Source organism: Bradyrhizobium sp. SZCCHNGR1005, assembly GCF_032489995.1.
GTDB lineage: Bacteria > Pseudomonadota > Alphaproteobacteria > Rhizobiales > Xanthobacteraceae > Bradyrhizobium.
In genome coordinates, this window is record NZ_JAUEZC010000003.1 from 947,501 (window position 1) to 962,812 (window position 15,312).

The window sequence follows — 15,312 nt, forward strand, 5'->3', positions numbered from 1 at the left end:
ACGATTACTAGCGATTCCAACTTCATGGGCTCGAGTTGCAGAGCCCAATCCGAACTGAGACGGCTTTTTGAGATTTGCGAAGGGTTGCCCCTTAGCTTCCCACTGTCACCGCCATTGTAGCACGTGTGTAGCCCAGCCCGTAAGGGCCATGAGGACTTGACGTCATCCCCACCTTCCTCGCGGCTTATCACCGGCAGTCTCCTTAGAGTGCTCAACTAAATGGTAGCAACTAAGGACGGGGGTTGCGCTCGTTGCGGGACTTAACCCAACATCTCACGACACGAGCTGACGACAGCCATGCAGCACCTGTGTTCCGGGCTCCGAAGAGAAGGTCACATCTCTGCGACCGGTCCCAGACATGTCAAGGGCTGGTAAGGTTCTGCGCGTTGCGTCGAATTAAACCACATGCTCCACCGCTTGTGCGGGCCCCCGTCAATTCCTTTGAGTTTTAATCTTGCGACCGTACTCCCCAGGCGGAATGCTTAAAGCGTTAGCTGCGCCACTGGTGAGTAAACCCACCAACGGCTGGCATTCATCGTTTACGGCGTGGACTACCAGGGTATCTAATCCTGTTTGCTCCCCACGCTTTCGTGCCTCAGCGTCAGTATCGGGCCAGTGAGCCGCCTTCGCCACTGGTGTTCTTGCGAATATCTACGAATTTCACCTCTACACTCGCAGTTCCACTCACCTCTCCCGAACTCAAGATCTTCAGTATCAAAGGCAGTTCTGGAGTTGAGCTCCAGGATTTCACCCCTGACTTAAAGACCCGCCTACGCACCCTTTACGCCCAGTGATTCCGAGCAACGCTAGCCCCCTTCGTATTACCGCGGCTGCTGGCACGAAGTTAGCCGGGGCTTATTCTTGCGGTACCGTCATTATCTTCCCGCACAAAAGAGCTTTACAACCCTAGGGCCTTCATCACTCACGCGGCATGGCTGGATCAGGCTTGCGCCCATTGTCCAATATTCCCCACTGCTGCCTCCCGTAGGAGTTTGGGCCGTGTCTCAGTCCCAATGTGGCTGATCATCCTCTCAGACCAGCTACTGATCGTCGCCTTGGTGGGCCTTTACCCCACCAACTAGCTAATCAGACGCGGGCCGATCTTTCGGCGATAAATCTTTCCCCGTAAGGGCTTATCCGGTATTAGCACAAGTTTCCCTGTGTTGTTCCGAACCAAAAGGTACGTTCCCACGCGTTACTCACCCGTCTGCCGCTGACGTATTGCTACGCCCGCTCGACTTGCATGTGTTAAGCCTGCCGCCAGCGTTCGCTCTGAGCCAGGATCAAACTCTCAAGTTGAACTTGAAGCTTTGAACCGGCTGATCACAACGTTTGACGAGGTCCCACCTATCAATCACCCACGCTTCACAGCGCAAATGATCATGGTGTTACCTTTGAAACATTGTCCGCCGAAGTCTTCTCGTCCGATCTCAGAACCAAAAGCCGAAGCTCTCAACCCCAAGACCCGCAAGGACTCCGCCGTCCACGTTTCTCTTTCTTCATCTTCACTTGTCAAACAGCCTGGAACCGAAGTTCCACCTCCGCGAAGGAGGGTCGCTCAACCTTATTCGACGACGATGGGCAACCGGGTTCTACCGGTTGTGCACCACTCATCAAAAGTGAGGAGCAGAACGGGCGCGAGTGCTTGCCCCGGTCAGTTCCGAAGCAGCGCCGCGCTCAGTGGTCGTGCTTATAGGGGGGTCCGATCCGGGTGTCAACGACCAATGTCAACAAATCGTCGCATCGAATCATTTTTCTTCAGGCCGCCCGACGCCGTGTCGTTTTGCCGTGGTCTCCCGGCGCGGCGCCGCACTTGGGCCACAATCCTGCGACGATTTGTTAATATGTACTTGATTCACCGGCGCCAGCGGGGACTGCCGGTGGTCTATCTCAAGGAAATGGCGAGCCCTTCGCCTGATCCTGACGGCCGAGACAACATCGAGAGATCCTGAACAAGCCTCATGGTTCGTGTTTCCGGCTTCTGAAGCGCCAGAATCCCGGACCACCTGCAGCATGCCATCATCTTGAGCCGTTTCTGTTGAACGGTGCGGAGGCCGGCCGCTGCAGCTGACGAGGCTCAGCTTGGGATGTTCGGTGTCGGGCGGTGAATTTGGGGGACGAGCGGTTGAACCATCGGACGTCACGCGGGGGGCATGGGCGCGAGATCGGCATGATCGATCTCGGTCATGAACCGCCGCTGTCGGTCGACGGCTCCGAAGCAGCGGTGATCGATCGCCGCCGGGTTTCCGTCCAATGGTTTTCAGGCACGATCCTGACCGGGCTTTGCGGCGCGGCCCTGATCGGCGGCGCCGTTTTCGCCTCCCTTGATGGTGAGCTGACGTTCGCGCGCATGCCGGAACGGGTCGAAACCGCCTTGCGGGGCGCCTTTGGCGGCGGCGACCGGGTTACGACGCTGCGCAAGAGCGACCGGCTGCCGCCGCCGAGCGAGGCCGCCGCAGCCCGCAGCGTGGTCCGCGTCTCGACGGTGACCCGGGTCGGCGCCCGCGACGTCGTCAAGGTTCGGCCGTTCGTGCGCGTCTCCGGCAACCTCGCGATGGCGACCAGCGATCTGTCGGCCAAGATCCCGCCCTTCAACGCCCAGCGCCTGTTGAGCGATGCCGATTCGAACGCGAACGGAACCGCTGCGGATCCGAACAATCCGGAAGCGGTCGAGCCCGACGCCGAGGTCTCCTTCGTGACCAAGGATCTTGCCGCCGTCCTGCCGAAGGCCAAGATCGCCGCCGTCGTGCCGCTCGATGAAATCATGATGCGCGTCCGCGACACCGCCAATTGGCGCGGCAATGGCGGCGGCGTCCGCTACGCCGCCCTCGCCAATGCGGCGGCGGATGCGACCGGCGCCCAGGGTGACCTGAAATTGGCCTATGCCAGCGACGGCAGCGTTCCCGACCCCTATGCCGGCTTCGAGACCCGCATCGTGCCGGAAAACGTCACCCTGCTGCCGAAGACCAAGGAGCAGATCACCGGCGGTAATCCGATCGGCGAGCGCATCCATCTGGTCAAGAAGGGCGACACGGTCACATCGATCCTGCGCGACCAGGGAGCGACGCCCGACGAGGCGAAAACCATCGCCGCGACACTGGGGCCGCGTGGCCGCGACGGCGGTTTGAAGGAAGGCGAGAAGGTGCGGATCCTGATGGGTCCCTCCAGTCCCGCGCCTGGCGCCCGGCTGCAGCCGTTCCGCGTGATCGTCGCTAACGATACGGTGGTCGAGGCCGTGGCTGCGCTGTCCGACCTCGGCAAATATGTCGCCGTGGACGTGCAGAGCATGAACACGGTGACCGATACGGCCGAGAGCACCAATGACGAGGAGGACGACGGCTCGGGCGTCCGGCTCTATCAGAGCATTTATGAGACCGCGTTGCGCAACAAGGTGCCGAACCCGGTCATCGACGAGATGATCCGAATCTACTCCTACGACGTCGACTTCCAGCGCAAGGTCCAGCCCGGCGATTCCTTCGACGTGTTCTATTCCGGCGACGACGACGAAAAGACCCCTGACAAAGGCGACGTGCTGTTCGCCTCCCTCACCGTCGGGGGCGAGACCAAGAAGTATTACAAGTTCATCACCCCTGACGACGGCGTGGTCGACTACTATGACGAGACCGGCAAGAGCGCGAAGAAGTTCCTGGTGCGCAAGCCGGTCAACAACGCCATCATGCGCTCCGGCTTCGGCGGCCGCCGCCATCCGATCCTCGGCTATGTGAAGATGCACACCGGCGTCGACTGGGCCACCGCCTACGGCACGCCGATCTTCGCCGCCGGCAACGGCGTGATCGAGACGGCCGGCCTCGAGGGCGGCTACGGCAAATATATCCGCATCAAGCACAACAACGGCTATGAGACCGCCTATGGCCACATGTCGGCCTTCGCCAAGGGCATGGAGCAGGGCAAGCGGGTGCGCCAGGGCCAGGTAATCGGCTTCGTCGGATCCACCGGCATGTCGACCGGCCCGCACGTGCACTACGAGATCCTGGTCAACGGCCGCTTCGTGGACCCGATGCGGGTGAAGCTGCCGCGCGGCCGTTCGCTCGAAGGAACGCTGATGGCGAATTTCGAGAAGGAGCGCGACCGCGTCGACCAGATGATGGCCGGCCGCAACGGTGGCTCCCGCCTCTCGGATGCCGGCCCATTGCAGATGCAGCAGGTGAGCAACAGGTAGCGTCCATTGCCCTTCCACACCGGTGGGTGCCGGAGCTCAGCCGCAATCACTGGCCATCCGGTCGAGACAGCACGCGGGATAGGCGGCTGATGAGGCCGAAATACCAACCGTAACGCGGTCGAGCCGGGCATTCATCGCCTCCCTCGTCGGCGACCTGCACACTTTCCTCCACTCCAGGCCGCCGCAAATTCGCCAAACAATTTCCGCGATCTTTCCCAGATCACGTAAGTCTGACGAAAGCTGAGCTTTGTCTGTTCCGCGCCATCTTCAATGAAGAGCGAGCGGAAATGGAAACCGTGCATGTCGTCGAGCGCTGCGATCCTCAGCGGTCCGAGGCAGAAGCGTTCGTCCGGGACGTCTACCGTCGCGAGTACGATGCCAAGGTCACCGATTTCGCCAACCGGTTGATCTGCCGGTTCGGGCCCGGCGGACAGATCTCATGCGTGGCCGGCCTTCGGCTCGCCGAGGAAGGTTTCTTCTCCGAGCGATATCTCTCCGATCCGGTCGAGACGGCCCTGTCGCGCGCCGCCGGGTGCAGCGTCAATCGCGGCGACATCTACGAGGTCACGACGCTGGCCAGTCGCTCGCCGCGCGAGATCGCTGCCTTCATCAACGACATCATCACGTTCGGAACGGAGCGCGGCCTCTCATGGTCGTTCTTCACGCTGACGCGCCGCCTCAACCTGCTGCTCACGCGGCTTCACCTCGCACCGATCTACCTGGCCGACGCCGCCTCGGATCGCGTGGCCGATCCGTCGGCATGGGGCCGCTATTACGAGACCGAGCCGAAGGTCTACGGCGTATACGACGACGGCCTGCTTCGCAGCCGTGCATCCAGCGCTGCGGAGGCTGACCATGCGCACCTTTTTTGAGACGGTCGTGGCCCATGCAGGGCGTGATCCAGCACGAATCGCGTGCAGCGATTCCGAGAGGATGCTGACGCGGTCCAACCTGCTGAGTGAGGCGGCGCGGCTCGCCGCCCGCCTCCCGAAGGCAGCGCGCACCGTTGGACTTCTGATGCCGAATAGCTGCGATCAGGCCATCGCGCAGCTGGCCTGCGTTGCGGCCGGCCGAATCACCGTGCCGCTGCCGACCTTCTTCAGCCCCCAGCAGCTCGAGCACATCGTGCGTGACGCAGGGATCGACTTGGTCCTCACCGGGGCAACCGACACCGATGCCTTGCCTGCAGGGCTGCCGCGAATGCAGGCCACCTCGAACGGCGCTGAGGCAGCTATTCCCGCCTTCGAGCCCGGCTTCGGCGGCATCATCTACACGTCGGGAAGCTCCGGCCAGCCGAAGGGGGTCCGGCACGAGAGCGGCCAGATCGGCTGGTCCGCAGCCGCACTTGCCCGAGCGATCGATGCAACCGAATCCGATTCGTATCTGTCCCTGCTGCCGCTATCGCTTCTGCTCGAGACCATCTGCGCCATCTTCGTTCCTGCACTGGTCGGCGGGCGCGTGCACTTCGACACCGCGGTCGCCGAGGCGATTGGACGCGGCGCTCCGTCCGGCATTGCCGAGTCGTTCGCGCAGCACCGCCCGACCACGGGCGTGCTGGTTCCGGAGCTGCTGCGACTTTGGGTCGCCGAGCTCGCAGCTCTCAGGCGCCGTGCACCAGACAGCCTGCGCTTCGTCGCCGTTGGCGGCGCCGCAGTGCCGGTCGCGGTGGCGGAGGCCGCTTGGCAGTTCGGGATTCCCGTCCACGAAGGATATGGGCTTTCGGAATGCTGCTCGGTGGTGGCCCTGAACCGACCCGGCCAGCGCGTCGGCGGCACCGTCGGACAACCGCTCCCCGGGCTCTCGGTCGCGATCCATGACGGCGAAGTCCATGTCGACGGTCCCTGCGTGACCGATGGCTATCTGAGCGGCGGCCCGTCGCCGCGGCCCTGGCCGACCGGCGATCTCGGCGCCCTGGACGATCAGGGGCGGCTGACCATTTTCGGTCGGCGCGACAATCTCATTGTCACCGCGCTCGGACGCAACATCAGTCCTGAATGGGTCGAAACCACGCTGCTCCAGGACCCGAGCATCGCCTTCTGTGCCGTTGCAGCGGCCGAAGCCGGTCTCGCCGCGCTCATCGTTGCCACACCCCAGGCGGCGGGATGGTTTGCGTCGGCCGGCACGGACGTCGTCCAGGCACGCATCGCCGGCCTCTGTGCCGCACTGCCCGCCTATGCGCGACCGCTACGCGTCGAGGTGATCAGCCTCGCTGACGCAAAGGATGCCGGGCTCCTCACCGACAACGGCCGGATCCGGCGGCGCGTCGCGCGCGACCTTCTGGCCACCCTGTCCACCCCCTCCCCCCTCAGCTCAGAAGAAAGGACCGAACCATGAGCTTTCATGAGCGTCTGACCAGCGCAACTGCCGCCGCACGTGAGCAGTTCCTCGCTATCCCCCTCATCCAGAACGCACCACGCTACGGTGCGCCCAAGAGCCTCTATGTCGCCTTCCTCGCGGAAGCCTATCATCACGTGAAGCACACCTTCCCGCTGCTCGCGCTCGCGGCTTCGCGGACCACCGACGAACGCTATCAGGACGCGCTCGTCGAATACATGGAAGAGGAGCGCGGCCACGAGAAATGGATCCTCGACGACATCAAAGCGATGGGCGGCGACGCCGAGGCTGTGCACAACGGCCAGCCGGGCGCGGCCTGTCGCGTGATGGTCGCCTTTGCCTATCACGCCATCGAGCATGTGAGCCCTTATGCGATGCTCGGCAGCGTCCACGTTCTCGAAGGAATCTCGGTGCTGCTCGCCGATCAGCTCGCCGCGACGCTGCGGCAAAGCTTCGCGGTGGAGGGCGGCGGTGCCGGCTTCTCCTATCTGACCTCGCACGGCAGTCTCGATCAGGAGCACGTGGCTTTCTTCCGAAAAGTCGTCGACCGCATCGAGGATCCGATCGCGCAGGCCATCATCATCGATCATTCGAAGATGTTCTATCGCCTCTATGGCGACATCTTCCGTGATCTTGGCGCCCGTCCGGAACTCAGCCATGCAGCTTGACGGCAAATGCGTCCTGATCACGGGGGGCGGGTCCGGCATCGGCCGGGCTCTCGCCGTCGAGGCGGCACGGCGCGGCATGAAGCTCGCCTTGTGCGGCCGCCGCTACGAGGCCCTGAAGGAGACCGCAACCTCATTGGTGAGCAGCTGCGACCCGCTGGTGATCGAAGCGGACCTCACCGTGCCGGCGCACCGGGCGCGAATCGTGACGCGGTTGAGCAGCGCCTGGGGTCACCTCGACGTGCTGGTCAATAATGCCGGGATCGTGGCTGGCGGAGCCGTCACTCATCTCGACGACCATGCCATGGAGCAGACGTTCCGCACCAACGTCATTGCGCCGATGGCGCTGACGCGTGACCTCGCGGGGCTGTTGGCGAGGGCCCGACCGTCACGCGTGGTGAATGTCGGATCGATGTTCGGCGATATCGCCTATCCCGGGTTCGCCGCCTACTCGGCGTCGAAATTCGCACTGCGCGGCTTTTCCAGCGCCCTGCGCCGCGAATGGCGCCAGCTCGGCATCGGTGTGACCTATGCGGCTCCCCGCGCGACGCAGACGGACGCGGCCGCCGCGTTCCAGGACCTGATCACCGCGAACGGCATGCAGCTCGACGACCCGGCCCGCGTCGCAGCCGCGATCTGGCGCGGCGTGGAAGCCGGGCGGGACGACATCTATCCGCGCGGGGCCGAGCGCCTGTTCGTGCTGATCCAGCGCCTTGCCCCTCGGCTCATCGACCGCGCCCTTGCCCGCACCACGGCGCGCTCCGCCGTCTAATCTCCTGAACAACTACGAGAAGGCCAACTCATGCGTGCCCGACTGCACAACCTCGCTTATTGGATCATGCTCGCCACGTCGATCACCGCGGCGCCTGCCCACGCAGCCGAGGATCCATTGATGACATCGATCCGGCAGATCCAGACGCGATGGGAAACCATCAAGTTCACCGTGCCGGAAGGCGACGAGCAGACGCGCCAGATGGACGCGCTCGGGTCGGAGGTCGACGCGCTGGCGGCAAAATATCCCGACCGCGTCGAAGCGCAGATCTGGGACGGTATCGTCACCAGCGAACGAGCCTCCATGTACAGCGCCTTCTCGGCACTGTCGCTCGCCAACCGGGCTCGCGATACGCTGGAGAAGGCGTACAAGATGAGCCCAACCGCGCTCGATGGCGGCGCACCGACGAGCCTCGGCGTGCTGTACTACCGCGTACCCGGTTTTCCGGTCGGCTTCGGCGACAACAGCAAGGCGCGCACCCTTCTGGAGCAGGCGACCGCTTCGGCACCGAACGGGCTCGATGCCTGGTATTTCTATGGCGACTTCCTGGTGTCGCGGGGCGAATATGCGCGGGCGCGCGACGCTTTCATGCACGCTCTCTCGATTCCAGCGCATCCCGACCGGCCGCTCTGGGACAAGAACCGCCGGATCGTCATCAAGGAGAAGCTCGATGACATCAGGGCCAAGCAATGACCGGAGCAGAGAATGCGAGCCGGAGCGGCGGCGGACTGTGGCATCGCTTCGGCCGTCAGCTCGCCCGCCCCAAGGGACTCACCGGGCTTCTGGTCGGCCGCTTGATGGCCCAGATCAACCGGGCGCCATACCGCTTGGCGCTCGAAGCCCTGGCTCCCCAGCGATCCGACCGGGTCCTTGAGATCGGCTTCGGCCCCGGCGAGGGCATTGCCGCCCTCGCAGTGCAAGTATCTGCCGGCCGCATCATCGGCCTCGACGCGGCGTCGGCGATGCTTGCGCAAGCGTCGCGGCGCAACCGAAAAGCCATCGCCGAGGGACGCGTCGCCCTTGGCATTGGCGAGGCCAGCGACCTGCCCTGGGCGGCGGCCAGCTTCGACCGCGTGCTCGCCGTCAACGTGGCCTACTTCTTCGATTCGCGTGGTGATGCCGCGTCCGAAATCCGTCGCGTGCTCGCGCCAGGCGGCCGGGCCGTTCTCTATGTGACCGATCGCGCGACCATGGCCCACTGGCCGTTCGCGGGACCGCAGACGCACAAGACCTATGATGCGTTCAGCCTCCAGCAGTTGCTCCGGGCCGGAGGCTTCGCGGCAAACAGGATCCGGATCGAGCGGCACCGCCTTCCATTCGGAGCATGGGGTCTGGTTGCGATTGCTTCGGCCTGACGACCCGTCAGCTCACGTGAGCAATCAGCTTCTTCGCTGGGGGAAATCGCATCTCGGCGCATCCACCGCCCGGTGCGTTCGACAGATTGAGTTCACCGCCATGGGCGAGCATGGTCCGCTCGACGATCGATAGGCCCAGTCCCGCACCGTCGCGCCGGTCGCTGCGCACGAGCCCGCTTCTACGCCATTCGGCGTCCAGCACCTGCGCCGGAAATCCCGGCCCGCAATCGCGGACGGCGATTGCCGGCACATTTGTAATCTCGACCGAGATCGTGCCGTTCGCCGGCGAATGCTCCAGCGCGTTCTCAATGAGATTGCGGACAGCGCGGAAGATGTCGTCGCGTCCCCCGGACACGATCACGGGCTGATCGCCGGCAACAACTTCGATCAGACGGCCGCGGGCGACGATCTGAGGGGCGAGAAAGGCCGCCGTCTCGCGCGCCACGTCGCGCAGATCGACCACGTCGCCAGGCTCGATACGGAAGCGGCCGAGCCGGGCGCGGTCGAGCATCTGCTCGACCAGACGCTCCATGCCGCCCAAATCGGTCTCCAGCAGCCGGGCCTGGGGCACGTCAAGCGCCGCGAGCTGCGCCTTCATGACCGAGAGCGGGGTCCGCAATTCGTGCGCCACGTCGGCGACGAACTCCTCCTGCAACTGATAGGCCTGCCGCAGCCGGATGAACGCCTCGTTGACCGTCCGCACCAGCGCCAGAAGATCGTGCGGCAGGCCCTTCTCGCTGAGAAGCACCGCCACACCACCCGGCTGGATCGCCCTCGCCTGCTCCACCGCCTGGGCCAGCGGGCGCAACGCGAGGCGCGCGACGACGATGTTCGTCAGCAGGAACAGCCCCAGAAACGGAATCCAGAGCCAGGCGATCTTCTTCATGAATTCGTGCAGGACGGATTCGAAGATGATGTCGCCAGAGGGAAAGACGATCTGCAGGGCGGCGAATGACGAGACGTTCGGAATGCGTCCGGTGAGGCCAAACAATTCGGGCTGCGTACCGCTCGCAGGCAGGCGGAAATAGAAGTACGACAAGGACGTAGGATCGAAGGCAATGAATGGGTCGGTCACCTCCGGCGAACCGGCAAGCTTCTGGCCGTCGATATCGAGCAGGATGAACCGGCCACCCGCCTCCGCAATCCGGCGTCTCGTTTCCTCGCTGACCTGCGCCCTCAGCTTGCCATCGCCATCCGTGACGTCCTTGAGGATGTCCGCAGCGAAGCCTTGCAGCGTGCCTTCATAGAAGAGCGAGTGCGGGCCGTGGAAGCGCGTATAGAGGAATAGCGTCGCCACGCCGACGGCACACAGGCTCACCAATACGAGGCCAAGCACGAGACGGCCGAACAGGCCCTGGTGCAAATGTCTCAAGGTCGTCGCTCGGAGAGAAGATAGCCGATACCGCGCAGGGTGAAGATCTCCCGCTCCGCGCCGGCCTCCGCGAGCTTCTTGCGCAGACGATGCATCAGCACCTCGATGGCGTTGGAGCTGACCTCTTCGCCATAACCATAGAGCGCCTCCTCCAGCGAGGATTTCGGCACGACACGGGGGCGACAGCGCATCAGGAGCTCCAGCGCGCCGACCTCGCGGCGGGTGAGATCCACCACGATACCGTTCACCTTGGCCCGGCGTTCGCCCGGGTCCAGCGCAATGTTGCCGTCGTGAAGGACGCTCTGGAACGTCGTACCTGGCCGCCGCAGCAGTGCGCGGACCCGCGCGATCAGTTCGTCCGGGTTGAACGGTTTGCGCAGATAGTCGTCGGCACCGCCATTGAGGCCGCTGATGACGGACGACGCGTCATCCCGAGCGGTCAGCAGCAGGATTGGCGTCGAGGCGCCACGACGCCGGAGCGAATCGAGCAGATCCATGCCATCGCCATCGGGCAGGCCGAGATCGAGCACGATGCAGTCGTAATCGGTCGTCCGCAATGCGACCTCGGCGTCGCCCAGCGTTACGAACGGATCGACGGCAAAGCCGGCGCTGCGCAGCGCGTTGGTCGTCAGCCCGCGCAAGCGTCGATTGTCTTCCAGAAATAAGATCCGCACGTCCGCTTTGACCCGCGTCGCGCATGCCGGGCATGCGCATGAAGTTCCGATGCGCAGGTCGCTAACACACATCCGAGGCGGCATCGACGGATGAGGGGAACACATTCAAATTTCCACGGGGATTTGATCGAGTGATTCATTTGCATATCAGTCGCATTTGCACCCATCATTCTAACGAAAACGCCCCTCACCGCGACACGCGGTAAAGGGCGCAGACTTGTTAGTATCGGGCTCTTCCTGGCGTCGGGTTCACCGACCTCCTGCTGTCGGCGTCCGCCGCGCCCGGATCAGTTCAGCTTGCGCTTCGGGATCGGCGCCTCGAAGGTTGCGATCTCGGCAGTGTGCGGCACCTTGCCGTTGAAGGTCAGCACATTGCCTTCGGCCGAGATCGTCATGTGATCGCCGTCCTTCACGTCGCCCGCCAGGATCATCTCGGCGAGCGGATCCTGCAGGTAACGCTGGATCACGCGCTTCAGGGGACGCGCACCATAGGCCGGATCCCAGCCTTTGACCGCGAGCCAATCGCGCGCCACCTCGTCGAGGGTGAGCTCGATCTTGCGCTCCTCCAGCAGCTTCTGCAGCCGAGTGAACTGAATCTCGACGATCCGCCCCATCTCGCTCTTCTGCAGCCGATGGAACAGGATGATCTCGTCGACGCGGTTCAGGAATTCGGGGCGGAAATGCGCCCGCACCGTACCCATCACCAGATCGCGCACCTCCGATGTATCCTCGCCCTCCGGCTGGTTGACCAGGAACTCGGAGCCGAGATTGCTGGTCATGATGATCAGCGTGTTGCGGAAGTCGACGGTGCGGCCCTGGCCATCGGTCAGGCGGCCGTCGTCGAGCACCTGCAGCAGCACGTTGAACACATCAGGATGCGCCTTCTCGATCTCGTCGAACAGCACGACCTGATAGGGCCGGCGCCGCACGGCTTCGGTCAGCGCCCCGCCCTCGTCATAGCCGACATAGCCGGGAGGCGCGCCGATCAGCCGCGACACCGAATGCTTCTCCATGTACTCGGACATGTCGAGGCGGACCATCGCAGTCTCGTCGTTGAAGAGATACTCCGCGAGCGCCTTGGTCAGCTCGGTCTTGCCGACTCCGGTCGGGCCTAAGAACATGAACGAGCCCATCGGCCGGTTCGGATCCTGCAGGCCTGCGCGCGAGCGGCGCACGGCGGTTGCCACCGCATGCACGGCTTCGGCCTGACCAACCACGCGCTTGGCCAGGCTCTCCTCCATCCGCAGCAGCTTGTCCTTCTCGCCTTCCAGCATCTTATCGACGGGAACGCCGGTCCAGCGCGAGACCACCTGCGCGATGTGGTTGGCGGTGACCGCCTCCTCCATCATCTCGCCGGCATTCTCCTTGGCCTCGATGTCCGCAAGCCGCTTCTCGAGTTCCGGAATGCTGCCATAGGCGAGTTCGCCCGCACGCTGATATTCGCCACGGCGCTGCGCATTGGCGAGTTCGATGCGCAGGGCATCCAGCTCGCTCTTCAGCTTCTGCGCATTCGAGAGCTTGTTCTTTTCCGCGCTCCAGCGCGCGGTCAGGCCTGCCGACTTCTCCGAGAGATCGGCGAGTTCCTTCTCCAGCGTCAGCAGCCGGCTCTTCGAACCGGGATCGGTTTCCTTCTTCAGCGCTTCCTGCTCGATCTTGAGCCGGATGATCTCACGATCCATCGAATCCAGCTCCTCCGGCTTGGAGTCGACCTGCATCTTCAGCCGCGCCGCCGCCTCGTCCATCAGGTCGATGGCCTTGTCGGGCAGGAAGCGGTCGGTGATGTAGCGGTTCGACAGCGTCGCCGACGCCACCAGCGCGGAGTCGGTGATGCGCACGCCGTGGTGCTGCTCGTATTTGTCCTTCAGGCCGCGCAGGATCGAAATCGTATCCTCGACCGAGGGCTCGGAGACGAAGATCGGCTGGAAACGCCGCGCCAGCGCCGCATCCTTCTCGACGTGCTTCTGATACTCGTCGAGCGTGGTGGCGCCGATGCAGTGCAGTTCGCCGCGCGCCAGCGCCGGCTTGAGCAGGTTCGACGCGTCCATCGCACCGTCGGCCTTGCCGGCGCCGATCAGCGTGTGCATCTCGTCGATGAACAGGATGAAGCTGCCTTCGGCCGCGGTGACTTCCTGCAGCACGGCCTTCAGCCGCTCTTCGAACTCGCCGCGATATTTCGCGCCCGCAATCAGCGCGCCGAGATCAAGCGCCAGCAGCCGCTTGTCCTTCAGACTCTCCGGCACGTCGCCGTTGATGATGCGCAGCGCCAGGCCTTCGACGATCGCGGTCTTGCCGACGCCGGGCTCACCGATCAGCACGGGATTGTTCTTGGTGCGGCGGGACAGCACTTGAATGGTGCGGCGGATCTCCTCGTCACGGCCGATCACCGGATCGAGCTTGCCGTCGCGCGCGGCCTGGGTCAGGTCGCGGGCATATTTCTTCAGGGCATCATAGGCGTTCTCGGCGGTCGCCGAATCGGCGGTGCGGCCCTTGCGCAAGGTCTCGATCGCAGCATTGAGGTTCTGCGCCGTCACCCCGCCCTTGCTCAGGATCGTGCCGGCCTCGCTGTTCTTCTCCAGCGCCAGCCCGAGCAGGAGCCGTTCGACCGTGACAAAACTGTCGCCGGCCTTCTCGGCCGCTTTCTCGGCCGCGTCGAAGGCGCGCGCCAGTTCGGGCGACAGGTACACCTGCCCGGCGCCACTGCCCGACACTTTCGGCAACTTGTTCAGGCCATCCTCGGTCGCCTTGAGGATCGCGCGCGAATTGCCGCCGGCGCGATCGATCAGACCAGCCGCCAAGCCTTCAGTGTCGTCGAGCAGAACCTTGAGGAGGTGCAGGGGCGAGAACTGCTGGTGCCCATCGCGCACGGCCAGCGACTGGGCGGATTGGATGAAGCCCCGAGCACGTTCGGTATATTTTTCGATATTCATAACTGGTTTCCCTCAGCCTGCCGCTCACGCCCCGAAAGCACGTTGTCGGCATCTTCACTGGGTTTCGCTCCTCGACGTTGACGCTCGTCAACCTCGCAAGCGGACGCGTCGCCGGCACGTCGCCGGCTTGACGGAAATGTGGGAAGCGAGGTCCGGATTCGGAAGAGGCAGCTTCACAAATTCGTGTGCGCTAGCGAACGGCTGGGGAATCTTTTATCAGGGCTGATGCCTGTGAACCCACCAGCCGAAATCGCCGGCCTCTACCGCTACCCGGTCAAAGGTCTCACCCCGGAACCACTGCAGCAGGCGCCGTTGCGCGTCGGCCAAACCCTGCCCGCCGACCGCCGCTACGCCATCGAGAACGGACCGAGCGGGTTCGACCCGGCGCAACCAGCGTGGAAGGTGAAGACGTTCTACCTGATGCTGATGCGCAATGAGCGCTTGGCGGCCCTGAAGGCTCGGTTCGACGATGCCACCAACCTGCTGACGATCCAGCGGGGTGGCGAGGTGGTCGCGCAGGGCGACCTGGAGACGTCGGAAGGACGCGCCGCGATCGAGGCATTCTTCGCCGCCAACTTCTCCGAGGAACTACGCGGCCCACCGAAGGTCCTGTCCGGCGGCGACCACAGCTTCTCCGACGTGGCGCGCAAGGTGGTCTCGATCATCAATCTGGCAAGCCTGAAAGAGATCGAAGCGATGGTCGGCGCAGCCGTGAACCCGCTGCGCTTCCGCGCCAATCTCTACGTCAAGGATTGGCCGGCCTGGTATGAGGCTGGCCTCGTCGGAGCGACACTGCGCATAGGCACGACCAGGCTGAAGGTGGTCAAGACCATCACCCGCTGCGCAGCCGTCAATGTCGACCCCGACACCGCCGCGCGCGACCTCGACATTCCGCCCGCGATCGTCCGCCATCGCAGCAATAATGAATGCGGCATCTATGCCGAAGTGATCGAGGCCGGTGACATCGCCGTCGGCGATACGCTTATGGTCGAGCAGCCGAGCTTGTTTTGAGGCAGTATTTGCCCGGCTCCCG

The 15,312-nt window shown here is 63.9% G+C and carries 11 protein-coding genes and 1 rRNA gene (1 of these 12 running past the window's edge); 8 read left to right on the top strand and 4 right to left on the bottom strand.

The features are described from left to right. A 16S ribosomal RNA gene (locus tag QXZ85_RS16890) occupies window positions 1–1,299 on the bottom strand (it extends 190 nt beyond the left edge of the window). A gap of 871 nt (window positions 1,300–2,170) precedes the next feature. On the opposite strand from QXZ85_RS16890, the gene QXZ85_RS16895 reads away from it, so the two are divergent. From QXZ85_RS16895 to QXZ85_RS16925, 7 genes are all read left to right on the top strand, one after another. Next, on the top strand, window positions 2,171–4,180 hold the full coding sequence (locus tag QXZ85_RS16895; RefSeq protein WP_315706390.1) for a M23 family metallopeptidase: 2,010 nt from the start codon (window positions 2,171–2,173) through the stop codon (window positions 4,178–4,180). A gap of 287 nt (window positions 4,181–4,467) precedes the next feature. After that, entirely contained in the window at window positions 4,468–5,052 is a 585-nt protein-coding gene (locus tag QXZ85_RS16900; protein WP_315768629.1) for a thermostable hemolysin, read from the top strand. Next, the gene (locus tag QXZ85_RS16905) at window positions 5,036–6,514 is read left to right on the top strand and encodes an AMP-binding protein (protein WP_315768628.1); all 1,479 of its coding nucleotides are present in this window, start codon (window positions 5,036–5,038) and stop codon (window positions 6,512–6,514) included. The genes QXZ85_RS16900 and QXZ85_RS16905 overlap by 17 nt, the downstream gene beginning before the upstream one ends. Then, on the top strand, window positions 6,511–7,182 hold the full coding sequence (locus tag QXZ85_RS16910; RefSeq protein WP_315706393.1) for an iron-containing redox enzyme family protein: 672 nt from the start codon (window positions 6,511–6,513) through the stop codon (window positions 7,180–7,182). The genes QXZ85_RS16905 and QXZ85_RS16910 overlap by 4 nt, the downstream gene beginning before the upstream one ends. Continuing rightward, window positions 7,172–7,951, top strand: coding sequence for an SDR family NAD(P)-dependent oxidoreductase (locus QXZ85_RS16915; protein ID WP_315706394.1), 780 nt, complete (start codon window positions 7,172–7,174; stop codon window positions 7,949–7,951). Before QXZ85_RS16910 ends, QXZ85_RS16915 begins: the two co-directional genes overlap by 11 nt. 30 nt (window positions 7,952–7,981) lie before the next feature. After that, window positions 7,982–8,644: a tetratricopeptide repeat protein gene (locus QXZ85_RS16920; protein WP_315706395.1), complete on the top strand. Its 663-nt coding sequence runs from the start codon at window positions 7,982–7,984 to the stop codon at window positions 8,642–8,644. Then, window positions 8,641–9,306, top strand: a complete 666-nt coding sequence (locus QXZ85_RS16925) for a methyltransferase domain-containing protein (protein WP_316174488.1) — start codon at window positions 8,641–8,643, stop codon at window positions 9,304–9,306. The genes QXZ85_RS16920 and QXZ85_RS16925 overlap by 4 nt, the downstream gene beginning before the upstream one ends. A gap of 7 nt (window positions 9,307–9,313) precedes the next feature. Here QXZ85_RS16925 and QXZ85_RS16930 read toward each other — a convergent pair whose 3' ends face one another. From QXZ85_RS16930 to clpB, 3 genes are all read right to left on the bottom strand, one after another. Further along, on the bottom strand, window positions 9,314–10,678 hold the full coding sequence (locus QXZ85_RS16930) for a HAMP domain-containing sensor histidine kinase (protein WP_316174490.1): 1,365 nt from the start codon (window positions 10,676–10,678) through the stop codon (window positions 9,314–9,316). Continuing rightward, a complete protein-coding gene (locus QXZ85_RS16935; RefSeq protein WP_315706398.1) occupies window positions 10,675–11,352 on the bottom strand; it encodes a response regulator transcription factor in 678 nt (225 codons plus the stop codon). The genes QXZ85_RS16930 and QXZ85_RS16935 overlap by 4 nt, the downstream gene beginning before the upstream one ends. Window positions 11,353–11,639: 287 nt before the next feature. Further along, window positions 11,640–14,279, bottom strand: coding sequence for an ATP-dependent chaperone ClpB (clpB, locus tag QXZ85_RS16940; protein WP_315743800.1), 2,640 nt, complete (start codon window positions 14,277–14,279; stop codon window positions 11,640–11,642). Window positions 14,280–14,504: 225 nt separating this feature from the next. Here clpB and QXZ85_RS16945 point away from each other — a divergent pair, with 225 nt between their 5' ends. Next, window positions 14,505–15,290, top strand: a complete 786-nt coding sequence (locus QXZ85_RS16945) for an MOSC domain-containing protein (protein ID WP_315743802.1) — start codon at window positions 14,505–14,507, stop codon at window positions 15,288–15,290. Window positions 15,291–15,312 lie beyond the last annotated feature (22 nt).